Below are 18,418 nucleotides of genomic sequence, written 5' to 3'. Positions count from 1 at the left end.
CGCGGGGGTCACGCCGAAACGGCGGGCGTGCGGCGCGCGGCGCCCATCCGGCAGGCGATCTGCAGCGCCTGCCAGGTCGCGCCGACGTCGGCCGTGCCGCGCCCCGCGATGTCGTACGCGGTGCCGTGCGCGGGCGTCGTGATCGGCACGGGCAGCCCGCCCTGCACGGTCACGCCGCGCGAGAAGCCGAGCAGCTTGATCGCGATCTGCCCCTGATCGTGGTACATCGTGACGATCGCCTGGTAGTCGCCGGCCTGCGCCTTCAGGAAGATCGTGTCGGCGGGGAACGGGCCGTGGAACGGCGCGTCGGTCGGCCAGTCGCGCGACTGCAGCTTGCGCACCGCCGGCTCGATGATGTCGACTTCCTCGCGGCCGCAGCTGCCGCCGTCGCCGCCGTGCGGGTTGAACGCGGCGATCGCGACCTTCGGCGTCGCGACGCCGTTCGCGAGCAGCGACCGGTAAATCAGTTCGGACGCCTGTTCGATGCGCTCGACGCTCAGTTGGGCCGCCGCTTCCTTCAGCGGGATATGCGACGAGATGCGCGCGGTCCACAGTTCGCCGAGCGTGTTGAATTCGCAGAAGTAGCCGGTCACGCCGAGCGCGGCCGCGAAGTGGTGCAGCTCGTCGTCGTGCCGGAGCCCGCCGAGCTTCATCGCGTACTTGTTCAGCGGCGCGAAGCAGATCGCGTCGATGTCGCCGGCGAGCGCGGCGTCGAGACACTGGTCGAGCACGGTCAGCGTCGAGCGGCCGCCGGCCGCGCCCGGCTGGCCGATCGTGACCTGAGCGGGATCGATCGTGTCGACCGCGACGAACGCGGCGCGCGCGGTGGATGGCCGGCCGCGCACGGCGGCCAGCGATTCGACGGGCTCGACCTCGACCGTCACGCCGGCGACGCGCTGGCCGGCTTCCCACAGCCAGCGATCGCCGATCAGCACGAGGTTCGCGCGGGACGTCGCGTCGGGCCGCGCGAGCAGTTTCGCGATCAGTTCGGCGCCGATGCCGGCGGGGTCGCCGAGCGTCAGCGCGACGACGGGCAGGGCGGCGGCGGTCGTCATGAGGCGTCTCCGTGACGGGCGGCGGTCGGTTGCGGGTTCATGCGGTGTCTCCGGTGGCGGCGCGAGGCCGTTGGTCTATGGGGTTCATGCTAGGTAGACGGAATGAGTCGGTAAATTGAAAACTCTTGATGAATCGATAACCTGGAGTAATCGAAATGGGCTCGATCGATCGACGAGACTCGACTCCCCAATTGCTGAACCGGCTGCGGATGCGGCAGATCGCGCTGCTGCTCGCGGTGGATGAATGCTCGACGCTGCACGCGGCCGCCGGGCAGCTGGGCCTCACGCAGCCGGCCGCGACGAAGATGCTGGCCGAGCTGGAAAGCGCGCTCGGCCAGCGGCTGTTCGACCGCGTCGGGCGCGGGCTCGTGCTGAACGCGGCCGGCGAGCGCGTGCTCGGCTATTTCCGCGGGATTCGCGGCAGCATGGAGGCGCTCAATCGCGAGCTGGGCGAGCTGCAGCTCGGCAGCGCGGGGCGGCTCGCGATCGGCAGCATCATGGCCGCGTCGCCCGGGCGGCTCACCGAGGCGCTGGTGCAGTTGAAGGCGCGCTATCCGCTGCTCGCGATCGACATCGCGGTCGACACCAGCGACCGGCTGATGCCGCAGTTGCGCGAAGGCGTGCTCGAAGTGGTGATCGGACGCAACGTCGGCACCGATTGCGACTTCCGCGTGGTGGACGACGAGGCGCTCGCGATCATCGCGGGCCGGGACCATCCGCTCGCCGGCGCTGGGCGCATCGAATTCGACGCGCTGCTCGATTACACGTGGATCCTGCAGCCGGCCGGCAGCCCGGCGCGCGAGGTCGTCGAGCGCGAGTTCCGCGCGCGTCACCAGCCGATGCCGCGCGGGCTGGTCGAGACGGGCTCGATCCTGACGACGATGAACCTCGTCGACCGGTCGCACATGCTCGGCGTGATTCCGCTGACGGTCGCGCAGCGCAACGCGGCGCACGGGCTCGTGGCGATCCTCGATTACGAGCTCGACCAGAAGCTGCCGTCGTACGGGAGTCTCGTGCGGCGCGACCGGCCGCTGAGCATTCCCGCGCAGCAGTTTCTCGCGTTGTTCCACCGGGAAGGCGGGCCGGGCGATGACGGCGGCGCGTAACGGCGCGGTTTGCCAGCCGAGGCGGCCGAGCCAGCCGCGCCAGCCGAGGCGACCGAACCAGCCGAATCAGCCGAGCTGGCCGAGCCAGCCAAGTACGCCGAAGCCGAACAAGCCGAACAAGCCACGTCGGCCGAACCAGCCGAACCAGCCGAGGCACCACCATCGCGGAACGCAGTGAAGCGCGACGGCGACGCTGGCGAGACGGGGGAGGCAGGCGAACCCGAAGCGAACGGCTTCAGCGCGCCGACGGTGCAACCGGCGCTTCGGCGAGCGGCGGCGTCGCTTCCGACAACGCGCGGTCCGGCCGGATCCGCAGCGCGGCGACGATGCCGATCAGCAGCATCGCGACCGACCCGACGAACGGCACCGTCCAGCTGCCGGTGTGATCGACGAGATAGCCGAACAGGATTGGCGACAGGATCCCCGCGATCGCCGAACCCGCGTTCATCATCCCGCTCGCGATGCCCGCGTGTTGCGGCGCGATGTCGCTCGGCACGGCCCAGATCGGCCCGATCGTCAGTTCGAGGCACAGGAACGACCCGGACAGGCACAGCGCGATGCCGGCCGTCGAATGCACGAACGCGAGCGGCAGCAGGCAGACGAGCGCGCCGGTGAAGCTCGTGACGATCACGCTCTGGCGCGACAGCGCGAGGTTGCCGGTCTTGCGGTAGATGCGGTCGCACAGCCAGCCGCCGAGCGTGTCGCCGACTACGCCCGCGAAGAACACGCCGGACGCGAACAGCGCGGTCGATTTCAGGTTAAGGCCCTGGCCGTTCAGGAAGAAGGTCGGCAGCCACGTGAAGAACAGCCACGCGGTCCAGCCGTAGCAGAAGTACACGAAGATCGTCGGCGCCATCCTGCGGAGCAGCGGCCCCCACGGCGTCGGGCCGGACGGCGGTGCCGGGCGGGCGGCGGCGGTGCGCGTACGGCCGCTGTCGTCGCCTTCTCCGCGCGGGTACTCGCGAAAGCCGACGACCCACCACACGAGCCACACCAGCGTCACCGCGCCGATCACGAAGAATGCCGCGCGCCACGACAGCCACGTCATCAGCGCGGCGACGATCGGCGGCGTGACCGCGTTGCCGAGCCGCGAGAACGAATGCGTGAAGCCCTGCACGACGCCGCGCCGTTCGCGCGAGAACCAGTGCGTGATCGCGCGGGCCTGGGCGGGCAGCGTCGCGCCTTCGCCGATGCCGAGCAGCAGGCGCGCGGCGAACAGCAGCGCGAGGCTGTGCACGAGGCCGGTCATGAAGGTCGAGGCGACCCAGATCAGCCCGCAGCCGATCAGCGTGATGCGGGCGCCGAAGCGGTCGGCGATCCAGCCGCCGCTGATCTGGCAGATTGCATACGAATACGCGAACGCGGAGAACGCGATACCGAGCTCGGTGTTCGATAGCCCAAGCTCGGCCTTGATCGCGCCGGCCGCGGTCGCGAGGTTCACGCGGTCGACGTACAGGATGAACGAAAGCGCGCATAGCAGCCACAGCGTGTGGCGCCGTTGACGGTGATCGGTAGGCATGTGTCTCACTCCATTTTTTCGTGCGCGGCGTTGCAATGACGCAGCGTTCACGTGCGGGGCCAGCATCGCGCGCAGGAGGATCCACCGTCTAATGAATCTTTTCGATCAATTGATAACCTGAGGCATTCGGATTTGCCGGGCGCGGGGCGCGGCGCGGGGCGCGCGGGAGGACGATCCTCCCTGCTGATGCGCGACGTACGCACGGCGTTGCTTGCTCGCGGGTGGCGGGAAACACGTTCTCCGGGATCGGAGCGGGTCGGTGCGCGAGCAACGGACAGCGATGTCCGGCCCGCGTGGGTCGACGGCATCAAATGCCGTCCGTACGGGCTACGGAAGTACCGATCAGCGCTGGCCTTTGTAAAGAAGTGATGGCGGCGACCGGGGAAGGCGCGCGTGCGCATTCAACCGGCACGCGCGCCTTCCCCCTCAAATCCGCCCCAGCAACACCAGTATCACGACGATGATGACGACCAGCCCGAGACCGCCCGACGGCCAGTAGCCCCAGCTTCGGCTGTGCGGCCACGCCGGAAATGCTCCGATGAGCAGCAGAATCAGAACGATGATAAGGATCGTACCGAGCATCGCACCCTCCTGAACATGGTGATGGGACGGTGCGTGCTGACGCAATTCGCGTGCCGCGACGCAGGGCAAGCAGAAAGCCGCTGCAAGCGCATTGTCTGAATCCGCGGAATTCATTTCATGAATACCGACCGATTCAAAAAATAAATTTCAAAAATGTAAGCTCGATGGCTATGCTGGGCCTTCGGTTCCATCCAGGCGGACATGCAATGGCTGAACTCTTTCTGGTACGGCACGGGCAGGCGTCGTTCGGCACGCACGACTACGACCGGCTGTCCGCTGCCGGCGAGCAGCAGGGCGTGTGGCTCGGCGAGTACTTCGCCCGGCAGGGCCTGACGTTCGACCGCGTGATCTGCGGCACGATGAACCGGCATGCGCAGACGGTCGCCGCGATCCTGCGCGGGATGGGCCGCGAAGGCGCACCGGTCGACCGCCATCCTGGCCTGAACGAATACGACTTCCACGGGCTGTTCGCGGCGGCGGCCAGCGACTATCCGGAGATCGCGCGGCTCGCGGCCGGCTCGATGAAGGAGCATTTTCGCGCGCTGCGACAGGTGCTGCGCCTGTGGGCCGACGACAAGCTCAGCGACACCGCGCCCGAAACCTGGGCGCATTTCCAGCAGCGCGTCGCCGACGCGCGCGCCGCGATCCGCCACGGCGGCACCCAGCGCGTGCTTGCGGTGAGCTCCGGCGGGCCGATCGCGGTGACGGTGCAGCAGGTGCTCGCCGCGCCGCCGTCGAGCGCGATCGCGCTGAACCTGCAGATCCGCAACAGCAGTCTTTCGCAGTTTTTCTTCAACGCCGAAGCGTTCCACCTGGCGTCGTTCAACGGCATCCCGCATCTCGAGGATCCCGAACGACATGCGTGGCGCACCTACGGCTGACCCACGAACGATCGCGACGATGACGAACCCTTCCCAGCCCCTCGACGTAGCCCGCCTCACGCGCTATCTGGAAGCCCACGTGCCGGGTTTCGAAGGCCCGCTCGACATGGAGAAGTTTGCCGGCGGCCAGTCGAACCCGACTTTCCTGCTGCATGCGAAGAGCGGCCGCTACGTGCTGCGCCGCCAGCCGCCCGGCGAACTGCTGAAATCCGCGCACGCGGTCGATCGCGAATTCCGCGTGCTCACCGCGCTGTCGGGCACCGCGGTGCCGGTCGCGCATCCGTATCACCTCTGCGAAGACCGCGACGTGCTCGGCAGCCTGTTCTACGTGATGAGCTTCGAGGACGGCCGGATCTTCTGGGATCCGGCGCTGCCGGAACTGCCGAAGGCCGATCGGGCGATCTGCTACGACGCGCTGCTGCGCACGATGGCCGCGCTGCACGATGTGGACGTCGACGCGGTCGGCCTTGCCGACTACGGCCGCCCCGGCAACTACTTCGAGCGCCAGATCGGCGTGTGGACGAAGCAGTATCGCGCGGCGGAAACGGAGCGCCTCGACGCGATGGAAGCGCTGATCGACTGGCTGCCGAACGCGTGCCCGGAGGACACGGGCCGGCCCGCGCTGGTGCACGGCGATTTCCGGATCGACAACCTGATGTTCGCGTGCGACGACTATCGCGTGCAGGCCGTGCTCGACTGGGAACTGTCGACGCTCGGCAACCCGCTCGCCGATCTCGCGTACTTCTGCATGTGCCTGCGGCTGCCGTCGGGCGGCCAGGTGCGCGGGCTCGCGGGCCAGGATCGTGCCGAGCTCGGCATTCCCGACGAAGCGGCGATCGTCGCGCGCTATTGCGCACTGCGCGGCATCGAGCCGATCCGTGAGTGGCACTTCTATCTGGCCTTCAGTTTCTTCCGGCTCGCGGCGATCGCGCAGGGCGTGAAGGCGCGTGCGCTGCAGGGCAACGCGTCGAGCGAGCAGGCGCTGCGCGTGGGCGCGATGACCGGACGGCTGGCCGAAATGGCCGTCGGCGTGATCGACGCGCATCGATGACATCGCCGGCATTGCCGAGCGACGCACGACAACATATCAATGGAGGAGCACGGCAACATGGCAACGAATCTGTTCGACCTGACGGGCAAGATCGCGCTGGTGACGGGCGCGAGCCGCGGCATCGGCGAGGAAATCGCGAAGCTGCTCGCGGAGCAGGGCGCGCACGTGATCGTGTCGAGCCGCAAGCTCGACGACTGCCAGGCGATCGCGGACGCGATCGTCGCGGCTGGCGGCCGCGCCGAAGCGCTGGCCTGCCACGTCGGGCGGCTGGAGGACATCGCCGCGACGTTCGAGACGATCCGCGGCAAGCACGGCCGACTCGACATCCTCGTGAACAACGCGGCCGCGAACCCGTATTTCGGGCACATCCTCGATACCGATCTCGCCGCGTATGAAAAGACCGTCGACGTGAACATCCGCGGCTACTTCTTCATGTCGGTCGAGGCCGGCAAGCTGATGAAGGCGCAGGGCGGCGGCGCGATCGTCAACACCGCGTCGGTGAACGCGCTGCAGCCGGGCGACCGGCAGGGCATCTACTCGATCACGAAGGCGGCGGTCGTCAACATGACGAAGGCGTTCGCGAAGGAGTGCGGGCCGCTCGGCATCCGCGTGAACGCGCTGCTGCCGGGCCTCACGAAGACGAAGTTCGCGGGCGCGCTGTTCGCCGACAAGGACATCTACGAAACCTGGATGGCGAAGATCCCGCTGCGCCGCCACGCGGAGCCGCGCGAGATGGCCGGCACGGTGCTGTATCTCGTGTCGGATGCGGCGAGCTACACGAACGGCGAATGCATCGTCGTCGACGGCGGCCTGACGGTCTGAGCGCGCGATGAAACTCGACAGCTATGCGGCGCAGGCCGTGATGATCACCGGCGCCGCGAGCGGCTTCGGTGCGCTGCTCGCGAACGAGCTGGCCGCGATGGGCGCGCGGCTCGCGCTCGGCGACCTGAACGACGACGCGCTCGAACGCGTGGCCGCGCCGCTGCGCGCCGCCGGCGCCGACGTGATCGCGCGGCACTGCGACGTGCGCGTCGAAGCTGACGTGGCAGCGCTGGTGCAGGCGGCGGTCGAGCGCTTCGGGCGGCTCGACGTCGGCATCAACAACGCGGGCATCGCGCCGCCGATGAAGGCGCTGATCGACACCGACGAAGCCGATCTCGACCTGAGCTTCGCGGTGAACGCGAAGGGCGTGTTCTTCGGGATGAAGCACCAGATCCGCCAGATGCTCGCGCAGCGCGAAGGCGTGATCCTGAACGTCGCGTCGATGGCCGGGCTCGGCGGCGCGCCGAAGCTGGCCGCCTATGCGGCGTCGAAACACGCGGTGGTCGGGCTCACGAAGACGGCCGCGCTCGAATACGCGCGCCACGGCATTCGCGTGAACGCGGTGTGCCCGTTCTACAGCACGACGCCGATGGTCACCGACAGCGACATCGGCGACCGCCAGGACTTTCTCGCGCAGGGCTCGCCGATGAAGCGGCTCGGCCGGCCCGACGAAATCGTCGCGACGATGCTGATGCTGTGCGCGAAGGAAAACACGTATCTGACCGGGCAGGCCGTCGCCGTCGACGGCGGTGTCTCGGCCTTCTGACCGAACCGAACACGCAATCTCGAGGAGTCGATCATGGACTTTGGCTACACCCCGAAAGTGGAAGCGCTGCGCGAACGCGTGCATGCGTTCATGGACGCGCACATCGTGCCGCGCATCCGCCAGTGGAACGACGAAGTGCACGCGGGCCAGTATCCCGTGTCGTTCATGGAGGGGCTGAAGGAACGCGCGAAGGCCGAAGGGCTGTGGAACCTGTTCCTGCCGCACCTGAAGGACGACGAGCCCGGCACGGGCCTGACCAACCTCGAATACGCGCCGCTCGCCGAGATCATGGGGCGCGTGAGCTGGGCGTCGGAGGTGTTCAACTGCAACGCGCCGGACACCGGCAACATGGAGTTGCTGCACATGTTCGCGACGCCCGAGCAGCGCGAACAGTGGCTGCTGCCGCTGTTGCGCGGCGAGATCCGGTCGGCGTTCGCGATGACGGAGCCCGACGTGGCGTCGTCGGATGCGACCAACATCACGACGCGCATCCGGCGCGACGGCGACGACTACGTGATCGACGGCCGCAAGTGGTTCATCACGAACGCCGCGCATCCGAACTGCACGATCTTCATCGTGATGGGCAAGACCGATCCCGACGCCGAGTCGCACCAGCAGCAGAGCATGATCCTCGTGCCACGCGACACGCCGGGCGTGACGATCGTGCGCAACATCACGGTGGTCAATCACCATGCGCCGGAAGGGCACTGCGAGATCACGTTCGACAACGTGCGCGTGCCGGCGCGCAACCTTCTCGGCGAGGAAGGCAGCGGCTTCGCGCTCGCGCAGGCGCGCCTCGGGCCGGGCCGCATCCATCACTGCATGCGTTCGATCGGCGCGGCCGAGCTGGCGCTGGAGCTGATGGTCGACCGCGCGCAGTCGCGCGAGGCGTTCGGCAAGCCGTTGAACCGGCACGGCACGATCGGCGAATGGATCGCGCGCTCGCGCATCGAGATCGACCAGGCGCGCCTGCTGGTGCTGAAGGCCGCGTGGATGATCGACAAGGTCGGCGCGAAGGCCGCGCGCAAGGAAATCTCGATGATCAAGGCGCTCGTGCCGACCGTCTATACGGACGTATGCGACCGTGCGATGCAGGTGTTCGGCGCGGCGGGGTTGAGCCCCGACACGCCGCTCGCCGACATGTGGACCTGGGGCCGCGCGCTGCGCTTCGCCGACGGTCCGGACGAGGTGCACCTGCAGGCGATCGCACGGATGGAGATCAAGGACGGCGTGCGCGGGTCGACCGAGCCGTACCTGACGCGGCCGCCGCGCGGCTGAGCATCGCGCCGCGCGAGGGAGCGACGTGGGCGAACGCGGCGCGCGCCGTATTAAGATGCCGGCAAGGAGATCCGGCGATGCGCCTTTCGAAGATTGATCTGAACCTGTTCGTCGTATTCGAGGCGATCTACAACAAGCGCAACCTGACGCGCGCGGCCGAGGTGCTGAACCTCACGCAGCCGGCCGTCAGCAACGCGCTCGCGCGGCTGCGCAAGACGCTGAACGATCCGCTGTTCGTCAGCACGCCGGCCGGGATGATGCCGACCCCGATGGCCGAGAACATCGTCGGCCGCGTGCGCGAGGCGCTGCAACTGCTCGATTCGAGCGCGCACGAAGGCGACGTGTTCGATCCGGCCTCGTCCGAGCGGGTGTTCCGGCTCAGCATGAGCGACCTGACCGAAGCGCTGCTGCTGCCCGCGCTCGGCGAGCTGCTGCAGACGCATGCACCGGGCATGCACGTGCGCAGCTACACGATGGACCGCCGCGAAGTCGCGACGGCGCTCGCGAACGGCTCGGTGGACATCGCGATCGACGCGCCGCTGATCGGCGATCCGCATCTGCATCAGGCGCTGCTCGTGCGCGACCGTTACGCGTGCATGATCCGCGACGATCACCCGTTCAAGGGCGACACGCTGACCATGGACGACTACCTGTCGATGGGGCACATCCACGTGTCGAGCCGCCGCAAGGGCAGCGGGCACGTCGATGCGGAACTGACGCGCCTGGGGCTGCGCCGCAACATCCAGATGCGCGTGCAGCATTACATGGTCGCGCCGCTGATCGCGATGCGCGGCGATCTCGCGCTGACGGCGCCGCTGCGGCTGCTGCAGCGCTACCCGGCGCGCATCCTCGAACTGCCGTTCGAGATGCCGGGGCTCGAATACTTCTGCTACTGGCATCGCAGCGCCGATCAGGACCAGGGCAGTCAGTGGCTGCGACAGCAGTTGATGATGCTGATGGGCGGGATGGGCGAGCCGCGGTGATGCAGGCGGGCGGCGCCTGCATCTCGTACTTTTCGATATCGCCATCGCCATCGCCACGCGCGTGCCGTGCCGGACGTTCGTCGCGCTCGATCGTTCGCTGGCGGGCGCGGCGTAGCGGTGGCAGTGGCAGTGGCAGCGGGCTTGCCGCTGCTACGCGAGCAGGCGCGCTTCGAACGGGTAGTCGGACAACAGCTCGACCTGCCCGTCGTCACGCACGTACACCTGCTCTTCGAGCTTCACGCCCTCGCCCCCGGCTTCGTGACCGATGTAGCTCTCGATGCACAGCGTCATGCCGGGTTCGATCACGCCGTCATAACCCTTTGCGTCGCTATCCTCACGATGGACGATATAGGGATACTCGCCGGTCATCCCTACGCCGTGCGCGAGCGCGAAATAGCGGCGCGCGCGATACGGCTGCGGGATTTTCCATGCTTTCGCGATGAATTCCTGAAACGTCGTGCCGGCCTTCACGTTTTCCATGTTGGCATGGATCTGATCGTACGCGAGCCGGTAGAGGTTCTTTTGCGCGTCGGTCGCCGGGCCGTCGCCGCACAGGAACGTGCGGGAAAAGTCCGCGTAGTAGCCGAACCGGCCGACAACGTCGGTATCAAGCCCGACCAGCTCGCCCGCCTGGATCTTGCGCGGGCTGCTCTCCTGGAACCACGGGTTCGTGCGCGGCCCCGAACTGATCAGCCGAGTCTCCACGTAGTCGCCGTCCGTTGCGATCACGTGTTGATGAAGATGCGACCACAGTTCGTTTTCGCTGATGCCCGGCACGAGCGCGGCCTCGAGCTTGCGTACCCCCCCTTCCGCCGCGCGCAGCGACGCGCGGATCATCTTGATTTCGTTCGGCACCTTGATTGCGCGTGCGCGCTCGAGCGGTTCCTGTGCATCGGAAATCTCGTAGCCGCGCGCCTGAAGTGCGAACGCGGCCGCGGATGTCGCGCTTTCGATCGCGATGCGCTTGCCGCCGCCCGATGCACGAACGAGCGAGTCGATTTCGTCCGCCCATCGTTCGGTAACCTGACGAAGCATGTCGTCACAGAAATAGTACGAAATAGCGGTCGCGGGACGAACTTCGTCGACCGTGTCGAGCCCGTCGGCAAGAAACTCGCAGCCGGCGTACTCGAACAGCACGACCTTGCCTTCGGCCGGCACGAACAGGTATCGCGCCGGATTGCGCATCGAGTACACCTGCATGTTGCGCGACCCCGTCGCATAGCGCATGTGGGTCGGGTCGAACAGGACGGCGGCGCTCAGGTCTCGCTTCTTCAGTTCGCGGCGGACCGCGGCGAGCCGGTCTCGCTGGATCTGCGCAATCTCGTCGGCGGTTGGTTCGCAATCTTCCGGACGATGGGTCGGTCTGAGGATGGACATGGTATCGGGTATCGGGAATCGGGTTTCGAATGGAATCGGGCGGAGAATGACGGATCAGTCGACAAGGCCGTCGGCGCGGACGAGCCGTTGTTCGGCCTCGAGATGCATTTCCGAGACACGGCCGTACAACTGGCGTGTGCGCTCGAGGCGGCCGATCACGCCGGGCTTCTTCGAGTACGCGAAGATCGCCGTGTGACGCTCGCGCTCTCCCTCGACCCGCGCGACGCGATGCAGCGAGAAGCGGCCCTTGAACAGTTGCAGATCCCCCGGGCGCAACGTGATCACGCGGACCGGCTCGCGTGTCTCGCCGCGCACGACGCGGCCGACCTCGTTGTAGTTCTCGCCTTCCGGCGAGCGGATACCGGGGCAGTACTCGAAGTCGCCGCCGGCGGCCGGTTGCTGGGTCATCATCGACACGATGAATTCGTTCGTGTCGTAGTGCCACGGCTGCTCCGTGCCGGGCGGCAGCACGTTTTGCACAAGGCCGGCGTACGGATCCGCGTACTCCCATACGCGCGCCTCGCCGAGGCATGCGGCGATGAAGGATTTCATCGACTGGGCGACGTACAGGCGATGAATGATTGCGTCGGCCGGAATGACGTCGCGCGTGACGAAGCCGCTGGTGCGATCCATGAACACGCGGCGAGGATCGTCGGCCGGCAGCGACGGATCGTCGGCCGTGAAATACGCATTGACCTTGCGGTGCGAGTAGAACGTCTTCGCCGCCAGGGCGCGGCCCTCGGCGCGTGCCAGTTCGAGGGCGGCAGGCCGCAGGAAATCGTGCAGCACGGCGCTGCCGTGGCCCGCGAGTTCTTCGCGGCAGGCCGCTATCAACTCGCGCATCCGGGGATGATCCGGGGCGTGCAGCGGATAGCGGTCGGTATCGACGATGTCGCCGAGGTCCATACATTCGGCATCGGCAAGCGGCAGGTTGACGGTCATGTTTTGACTCCAGGAAGGGAAATGCATCGGCACGGTCGCGGCGCGGGATGCTTGCCGCGGATATCGATCATCTTTCGTCAACCAGAATGTTTCAGGAAACGAGTTATTCCGATTGCCCAAGCGGAACCGTCAATGAATACGCCGGCAGGCACGCCGTGCGGCGGCCACGGCAGACCGCGCACGGTTGCCCGGTTCGGCACCTAGCGCAGCCATGCGTCGACGCGCTCGCGGTTGGCCGCGATCCAGCGTGCGACGCCCTTCTGCGGGTCGGCATCGCCCTCCGCGCGAATGTCGTTCATCAGCGAGCCGAGCGTCTGGTCGTCCATCTTCCAGGCACCGAGCCAGTGCGAGATATCCGGATGCGCGCGGCCGAATCCGGCGGTCGCGATCGCATAGATCGCATCCGGCTGCCCGAACACCTGCTTCGGGTCCTTCAGGTAGTGCATCGGATACTTCGCCCAGACCCAGTGCGGATTCCACAGCGTGACCACGATCGGCTCGCGACGCTTTGCTGCACGTTCGAGCGCAAGCAGCATCGCGGCCTCGGATGACGGCAGCACCGTGTAGTCGAGCCCATACGCGGTGCGCGCCTGGGCCGTCAGTTTCATCAGGCCGCTGCCCGGTTCGATGCCGAAGATCATCGGCTTGCCATCGTGCTGGAACTGCGCGGCGCGTGCATTCAACTGGTCGACGCTATCGACGTCGACATAGTCCGGCACGGCGAGGCCGAGCTGAGCGCGCGGAAACCAGGGCCCGATCTTTTCGACCCGCGATTTCACGCTGTCATAGGGGGCGGCATCCGCCGACGGCAGCCAGACTTCGAACGTGAGGTCGAGCTTGCCTTGCGCGACAGCGCTGTAGATGATCGCCTTGTCGCCCGGTCGCAGCGAGACCGTATAGCCTTTTTGCGCGAGCAGTGCCTTCCACAGGTTCGCAACCGCGATATTTTCGGCCCAGTTGTTCACGCCGATCGTGATCGTGCGATCGTCGGCTGCGGTTGCGGGATGGGCGCCGGCGATCAGGCCGGTGAGCAGAAGCAGCCGGGGCAGCAAGCGGTCGGCGCGACGGAGGATCGGGCGGAAAAGCCGATGGAAAAATAGTGAGGGGATCATGTGAGAATCTCGTTTTCGATTGGGTGGACGAGGGCGCGCGATACGGGCTGCATCGCGCCGGGCGAGTCGGGCCATGTCGGATCGGCGAAGGTTGTGAGCGGAATTATTTTGATCAATAATCGGCTCGCTCACCGCCATCTTTCGGACGTCAAATTCTTTTTGAAAACGAGTAATTTCGATGGCTTCTATCAGCGGACCCGATTGGTCGAAACTCAGCTCGCTGGATCCTGAATTGATTCGCGCGTTTGTCGCGGTGGTGGATACGGGCGGCTTCACGTCCGCTGCGAGGCAGTTGCACCGGACGCAATCGACGATCAGTCAGCGGATCCGCACGCTCGAGGAGCGGCTCGGCACGCCCCTCGTCCTGCGCGGCGGCCGCCGGCTCGCGTTGTCGCGCGATGGCGAGAATTTCCTGATTCACGCGCGCCGGATCATTCAGGCCCAAAGCGAGGCGATTGCCGCACTGAATCGAAGCAGTTCGTCGCAGCGCGTCATTCGTTTCGGATTGCCTGAGGATTACGCGGAGCTTTGGCTGCCGGATTTGCTCAAGCGCTTCCATGAATTGCGGCCCGGCGTGCAGCCGCACATTCATTGCCGGATGTCGCTCGAACTGCTCGACCGCCTGAATGCGGGCGAGCTCGACCTCGCGCTCGTCGTCCGGCATGGGCCGCGCCCCGGTGGCCACCCGCTCGGCAGTGAGTCGGTCGTGTGGGCCGCGCATCGGGATTTTCAGCTCGACCGGCAAGCCTCGGTACCGCTCGCGCTGTTTCCCGAAACCTGTTGTTACCGGCAGCGCGGGCTCGCGGCGCTCGCCGATATCGATCGGCCGTGTCATATCGTCTATACGAGCCAGAGCCCCACGGGGATCCGGATTGCGGTCAATCACCGCGCGGCGGTGACCATCATCGACCGTTGCACGTTGCCCGCCAACTGGCGGGTGCTCGACGCGAACGACGGGTTGCCGCCGCTGCCGCCCGCCGAGCTCGAACTGCATCTCTCGTCCGGAATTCACGATCCGTCGACCGACGATCTGGCGGCGCTGATCGCATCGATGGTCGAGGAGCGGCGGCGCTCGCCGGTCGAGGCAGCCTGACGCAGGCTCGGCGGCGCGCGTCGCTGTCGCGTCAGACCGGATACGCGCCCGACGTCCTGCGGGGTGGGCGACTGGACCTAGTACGGATTGTCGTCGAAGCGTGACGATGCCGGCCGGCGCTTCATGTCCTTCAGCCATTCCTTGACCTTGCCCGGATCGTCGAATTCGCGCAGCGCCGCGTTCAGGTCGTGATTGCCGCGCTGCATGCCGGCAATATCACGCGTGAGCATGCGCAGGACGGTATCGGGCGCGACCTTGGTGGACGGCGCGATGCCGTACGTGCGCCGGAAATCGTTCTCGACGTGCTGGATCTCCTGGTCGAGCTCACGGAGTTGTTCCTCCAGAATGCCGTTGTAGCGCGTGAGCCGCGCTTCGCTGAGCCCGTCGATCGCACGCCGGTCGATCTGTTCGATCTCCAGCTGCAGTTCCAGCAACTGCAGCAGATTGCCCTTCGCATAAGCGTGGTTGACCCGCTGCATCAGCACGGTCTTGCGTTCCTGCTCGCGCGGATCGGTTTCGCGATCGGGATGCAGCGCGCTGGCGAGCTTGCGATAGATCTCGCGGATCGACTTGCTCGATTCAGCCTGCTCGGCTTCGATCCTGGCCTGCGCGGCCGATTGCTTCGGCGCTTTCTTGCGCTTCGCACGCTGGGCCTCGCGGGCGGCGTGAGCGGCCATGTCGCGCTCGAACTGTGCGTCGAGTTCGGCTTGCACCCGCTCCGCGAGTTCGTCGGGGGACAGTGAGTCGAGATCCTCGGGCGGTTGCGATTGCGGTTCGGGTTCCCGTTCCCGTTCCGGTTCCGGTTCCGGTTCCGTCGGCTCGGGATCGGGCGCGGCCGTCGCGTTGCCGACGTTCGCGGATCCGACATGCCGGTTGTAAATGACCTTCAGCGTCGCATCGTCGCTGACCTGCATGAGATCGCGCGCCATGTCGGCGATCAGGTCGGACAGCGTGCGTTGCTCGGCCTTGCTCAAGCCCTTCTGCAGGAACGCGTCGTCGAGCAGGTGGAGCAGTTTGATCCGCAGCGCCGTCGATTCCTGTTCGAGCGGCAACAGCGCGTCGACGAACTTCTTCTGGAACGCCGGCATCACGGCCTCCCACGCGCCGAGCCGCTCGCGCCGCCTTTCGATGTGCTTGACGAGCGTATTGAACGTTTTCTGGGCTTTCGACAGGCTGGCTGTCTCGTGACCGGGCGCGATGGCGACCGCGGCACCGCGACGTGCGGTCATGTGAGTATCCTCCGGCCGCGGCGGGACGCGCGGCAGGGCGGTATTTTAGCCGGATGGGCGGGGTGCCGCCGGCGTTCGGTGCTCCGCTTACAGACGGTGCGGAAGGCGGAGGCAGACAGCGGCGCGCATGCGGCGCAAGGACGGCGCGGTATCGCCCCGCCGTCGATCTCAGAACAACTGCCCCTGCCCCGAAATCACGCGTTCGAAATCGTCGCGCAGAAACGGCAGGATTGCATCAGCGACCGGTTGCAACTGCCGGCTCAGATAGAACGCGTAGTCGATCGGCGAGCGCATCGTCTCGAGCGGCTCCGGCCCGGCCGTCGTCATCACGTAGCTGATCCAGCCGCCGCGCTGGTACTGCAGTGGCCGGCCGCGCGCGAGATTGAATTCGTCGGCGATCCGCGCGGCGCGCACATGCGGCGGCACGTTGCGCTGATATTCGCTCAACGGCCGGCGCACGCGCTTGCGATAGATCAGTTGTGCGTCGTATTCGCCGGCGAGCGTGCGGCGTACATAGTCGCGAATGAAGTCCTGGTACGGCTCGCGCTTGAACACGCGCCGGTAAAGCTCGCGCTGGAATACCTGCGCGAGCGGCGTCCAGTCGGTGCGCACCGTTTCGAGCCCCTTGAACACGAGGTCCTCGTCGCCATTCGCCGCGACCGCGAGGCCCGCATAACGCTTCTTGCTGCCTTCCTCCGCGCCGCGCACCGTCGGCATCAGGAAGCGGCGGTAATGCCGCTCGTATTGCAGTTCGAGCGCGCTTTCCAGCCCGAAGCGATCGCGCAGGTGCGCTTGCCACCAGCGGTTCACCTGCTCGACGAGCGCGCGGCCCTTGGCGGCGGCCGCATCGTCGTCGTGCTCGCGCCCGAGCCACACGAAAGTCGAATCGGTGTCGCCGTAGATGACTTCGTAACCCTGGGCCTCGATCAGCTCGCGTGTGCGGTGCATGATCTCGTGGCCGCGCATCGTGATCGACGATGCGAGGCGCGGATCGAAGAACCGGCAGCCCGTCGAGCCGAGCACGCCGTAGAACGAATTCATGATGATCTTCAGCGCCTGCGACAGCGGCGCGTTGCGCTGGCGTTTCGCTTCGTCGCGGCCTTCGGACACGCGCCGCACGATGTCGGGCAGGCAATGCGCGGTACGCGAGAAGCGCGCGCCGAGAAAGCCCGGCACCGACGCGTCGTCGCTCGGGTGCGCGAGCCCTTCGATCAGCCCGGCCGGATCGATCAGGAACGTGCGGATGATCGACGGATAGAGGCTCTTGTAGTCGAACACGAGCACCGAATCGTACAGCCCGGGCCGCGAATCCATCACGAAGCCGCCGGGGCTGTTCTGCCCGGTCACGTCGCCGAGGTTCGGCGCGACGTAGCCGAGCCGGTGCATGCGCGGCAGGTACAGGTTCGTGAACGCGGCGACCGAGCCGCCGGTGCGATCGGCCGCGAGGCCCGTGACGCTCGCGCGTTCGAGCGCGAAGGACAGCAGGTCGGCCTTCTCGAAGATGCGCGTGACGAGTTCGCAGTCCTTCAGGTTGTAGTGCGCGAGCGCGGGCTTGTCGTGATCGAAGCGGCGCTGGATCTCGTCCATCCGCTGATACGGATTGTCGACAGCCTTGCCTTCGCCGAGCAGCGACTGCGACACGTATTCGAGGCTGAACGACGGGAACGACCACGTCGCCGATTTCAGCATGTCGATGCCGTCGAGGATCAGGCGGCCGGCCGCCCCCGCGAAGAAGTGGTCGGGCTGTTGCCCATGCGCGCGCCACTCGAGCACGCTGCCGCCGCGCCCGAGCTTCAGCGGCACGCCGTATTGCTCCGCGTGCGCATGCAGGATGCGCAGGTCGAACTGCACGAGGTTCCAGCCGATCACAGCATCGGGATCGTGCGCGCCGAACCAGTCGTTGAGCCGCGTGAGCATCTCGGCACGGCTGTCGCAGTAATCGAGGCGGAAGTCGACGGCCGGCGCGTCACCGTTGGGCGGGCCGAGCATGTAGACCTGCCGCTGCCCGCAGCCTTCGAGCGCGATCGAATACAGCTCGCCGTGGACGCTCGTCTCGATGTCGAGCGACACGCAGCGCAGCGTCGGGCGATAGCCGGTCGCGGGTTTCAGTTCGCCGTCGGTCAGCGTGCCGTCGCGGCCGGCCGTGCCGCGAAACAGCACGGGCGCCGTGATGAAGCGCTCCATCGTGTAGCGGTCGGGCGGCTGGATGTCGGCTTCGTAGACGTCGACGCCGGCCGCGGCGAGGCGTTTCTGAAGGCCGGACAGATTGCGGTAGCGGCGGCAATAGAGGCCCGCGACGGCGCGCTGGCGGAAGTCGCGCAGCGCGAGCGGGCGCAGTTCGGCATCGCGTTCGCCGGCCAGCGCGCGTTCGGCGAGCGCCTGCTGCTCGGCCGGCACGAACGCGACCGCTTCCTGCGGGCGCAACCGCACGCGGCGCGGGCCGTGTTCGGTTGCCAGCCAGAACTCGATCTCGATGCCGGACGCGATGTCCCGCCAGTGGCGGGTGAGGATGAAACCCTGTTCGAACTCCGTCAAAACACTCGCTCGTGTGAATGCCCAGGCGGCGGATTTTAGCGCCTCTCGCGGCTCCCGCGCGTCGCTCCGCGGCGGCCGCGCCCATCG

General features: G+C 67.0%; 16 protein-coding genes. 8 read left to right on the top strand and 8 right to left on the bottom strand.

Annotated features, from left to right (window positions below):
* Positions 1 to 8 precede the first annotated feature (8 nt).
* Entirely contained in the window at positions 9 to 1,055 is a 1,047-nt protein-coding gene (locus SB786_RS15430; protein WP_410728184.1) for a 4-hydroxythreonine-4-phosphate dehydrogenase PdxA, read from the bottom strand.
* Between the two features lie 155 nt (positions 1,056 to 1,210).
* Between SB786_RS15430 and SB786_RS15425 the strand changes: the two genes are divergently transcribed.
* Positions 1,211 to 2,161: a LysR family transcriptional regulator gene (locus tag SB786_RS15425; protein WP_410728183.1), complete on the top strand. Its 951-nt coding sequence runs from the start codon at positions 1,211 to 1,213 to the stop codon at positions 2,159 to 2,161.
* 235 nt (positions 2,162 to 2,396) lie between these two features.
* On the opposite strand, the gene SB786_RS15420 is transcribed toward SB786_RS15425, so the two are convergent.
* The gene (locus tag SB786_RS15420; RefSeq protein ID WP_410728182.1) at positions 2,397 to 3,680 is read right to left on the bottom strand and encodes an MFS transporter; all 1,284 of its coding nucleotides are present in this window, start codon (positions 3,678 to 3,680) and stop codon (positions 2,397 to 2,399) included.
* A gap of 426 nt (positions 3,681 to 4,106) precedes the next feature.
* Positions 4,107 to 4,262, bottom strand: coding sequence for a DUF3309 family protein (locus SB786_RS15415; RefSeq protein ID WP_006756266.1), 156 nt, complete (start codon positions 4,260 to 4,262; stop codon positions 4,107 to 4,109).
* Between the two features lie 206 nt (positions 4,263 to 4,468).
* Between SB786_RS15415 and SB786_RS15410 the strand changes: the two genes are divergently transcribed.
* The 6 genes from SB786_RS15410 (at position 4,469) to SB786_RS15385 (ending at position 10,043) form a co-directional block, all read left to right on the top strand.
* The gene (locus SB786_RS15410; RefSeq protein ID WP_410728181.1) at positions 4,469 to 5,143 is read left to right on the top strand and encodes a histidine phosphatase family protein; all 675 of its coding nucleotides are present in this window, start codon (positions 4,469 to 4,471) and stop codon (positions 5,141 to 5,143) included.
* Between the two features lie 19 nt (positions 5,144 to 5,162).
* Positions 5,163 to 6,194, top strand: coding sequence for a phosphotransferase (locus tag SB786_RS15405; protein ID WP_410728179.1), 1,032 nt, complete (start codon positions 5,163 to 5,165; stop codon positions 6,192 to 6,194).
* Positions 6,195 to 6,251: 57 nt separating this feature from the next.
* The gene (locus tag SB786_RS15400; RefSeq protein ID WP_410728178.1) at positions 6,252 to 7,016 is read left to right on the top strand and encodes an SDR family oxidoreductase; all 765 of its coding nucleotides are present in this window, start codon (positions 6,252 to 6,254) and stop codon (positions 7,014 to 7,016) included.
* Between the two features lie 7 nt (positions 7,017 to 7,023).
* The gene (locus SB786_RS15395; RefSeq protein ID WP_410728177.1) at positions 7,024 to 7,782 is read left to right on the top strand and encodes an SDR family NAD(P)-dependent oxidoreductase; all 759 of its coding nucleotides are present in this window, start codon (positions 7,024 to 7,026) and stop codon (positions 7,780 to 7,782) included.
* A 33-nt stretch (positions 7,783 to 7,815) separates the two neighbouring features.
* Complete coding sequence (locus SB786_RS15390) at positions 7,816 to 9,060, top strand: acyl-CoA dehydrogenase family protein (protein ID WP_410728176.1); 1,245 nt, start codon at positions 7,816 to 7,818, stop codon at positions 9,058 to 9,060.
* Positions 9,061 to 9,137: 77 nt separating this feature from the next.
* Entirely contained in the window at positions 9,138 to 10,043 is a 906-nt protein-coding gene (locus SB786_RS15385; protein ID WP_410728174.1) for a LysR family transcriptional regulator, read from the top strand.
* A 150-nt stretch (positions 10,044 to 10,193) separates the two neighbouring features.
* Here SB786_RS15385 and SB786_RS15380 read toward each other — a convergent pair whose 3' ends face one another.
* From SB786_RS15380 to SB786_RS15370, 3 genes are all read right to left on the bottom strand, one after another.
* The gene (locus SB786_RS15380) at positions 10,194 to 11,420 is read right to left on the bottom strand and encodes a M24 family metallopeptidase (RefSeq protein ID WP_410728173.1); all 1,227 of its coding nucleotides are present in this window, start codon (positions 11,418 to 11,420) and stop codon (positions 10,194 to 10,196) included.
* 54 nt (positions 11,421 to 11,474) lie between these two features.
* Positions 11,475 to 12,362: a hypothetical protein gene (locus SB786_RS15375; RefSeq protein ID WP_410728172.1), complete on the bottom strand. Its 888-nt coding sequence runs from the start codon at positions 12,360 to 12,362 to the stop codon at positions 11,475 to 11,477.
* A 200-nt stretch (positions 12,363 to 12,562) separates the two neighbouring features.
* Positions 12,563 to 13,750: a glycine betaine ABC transporter substrate-binding protein gene (locus SB786_RS15370; protein ID WP_410728171.1), complete on the bottom strand. Its 1,188-nt coding sequence runs from the start codon at positions 13,748 to 13,750 to the stop codon at positions 12,563 to 12,565.
* Here SB786_RS15370 and SB786_RS15365 point away from each other — a divergent pair.
* Complete coding sequence (locus SB786_RS15365) at positions 13,707 to 14,567, top strand: LysR family transcriptional regulator (protein WP_410728170.1); 861 nt, start codon at positions 13,707 to 13,709, stop codon at positions 14,565 to 14,567. The two genes, SB786_RS15370 and SB786_RS15365, sit on opposite strands and share 44 nt — an antisense overlap.
* A gap of 77 nt (positions 14,568 to 14,644) precedes the next feature.
* Here SB786_RS15365 and SB786_RS15360 read toward each other — a convergent pair whose 3' ends face one another.
* Both SB786_RS15360 and SB786_RS15355 read right to left on the bottom strand, forming a co-directional pair.
* Entirely contained in the window at positions 14,645 to 15,796 is a 1,152-nt protein-coding gene (locus SB786_RS15360) for a J domain-containing protein (RefSeq protein ID WP_410728169.1), read from the bottom strand.
* A 168-nt stretch (positions 15,797 to 15,964) separates the two neighbouring features.
* The gene (locus SB786_RS15355) at positions 15,965 to 18,331 is read right to left on the bottom strand and encodes a DNA polymerase II (protein ID WP_410728168.1); all 2,367 of its coding nucleotides are present in this window, start codon (positions 18,329 to 18,331) and stop codon (positions 15,965 to 15,967) included.
* Positions 18,332 to 18,418 lie beyond the last annotated feature (87 nt).

Source organism: Burkholderia sp. SIMBA_062, assembly GCF_046534765.1.
Classification (GTDB): domain Bacteria; phylum Pseudomonadota; class Gammaproteobacteria; order Burkholderiales; family Burkholderiaceae; genus Burkholderia; species Burkholderia ambifaria.
The sequence above is the reverse complement of the archived record's forward strand: the minus strand, read 5'-3'. Positions and strand labels throughout refer to the sequence as shown.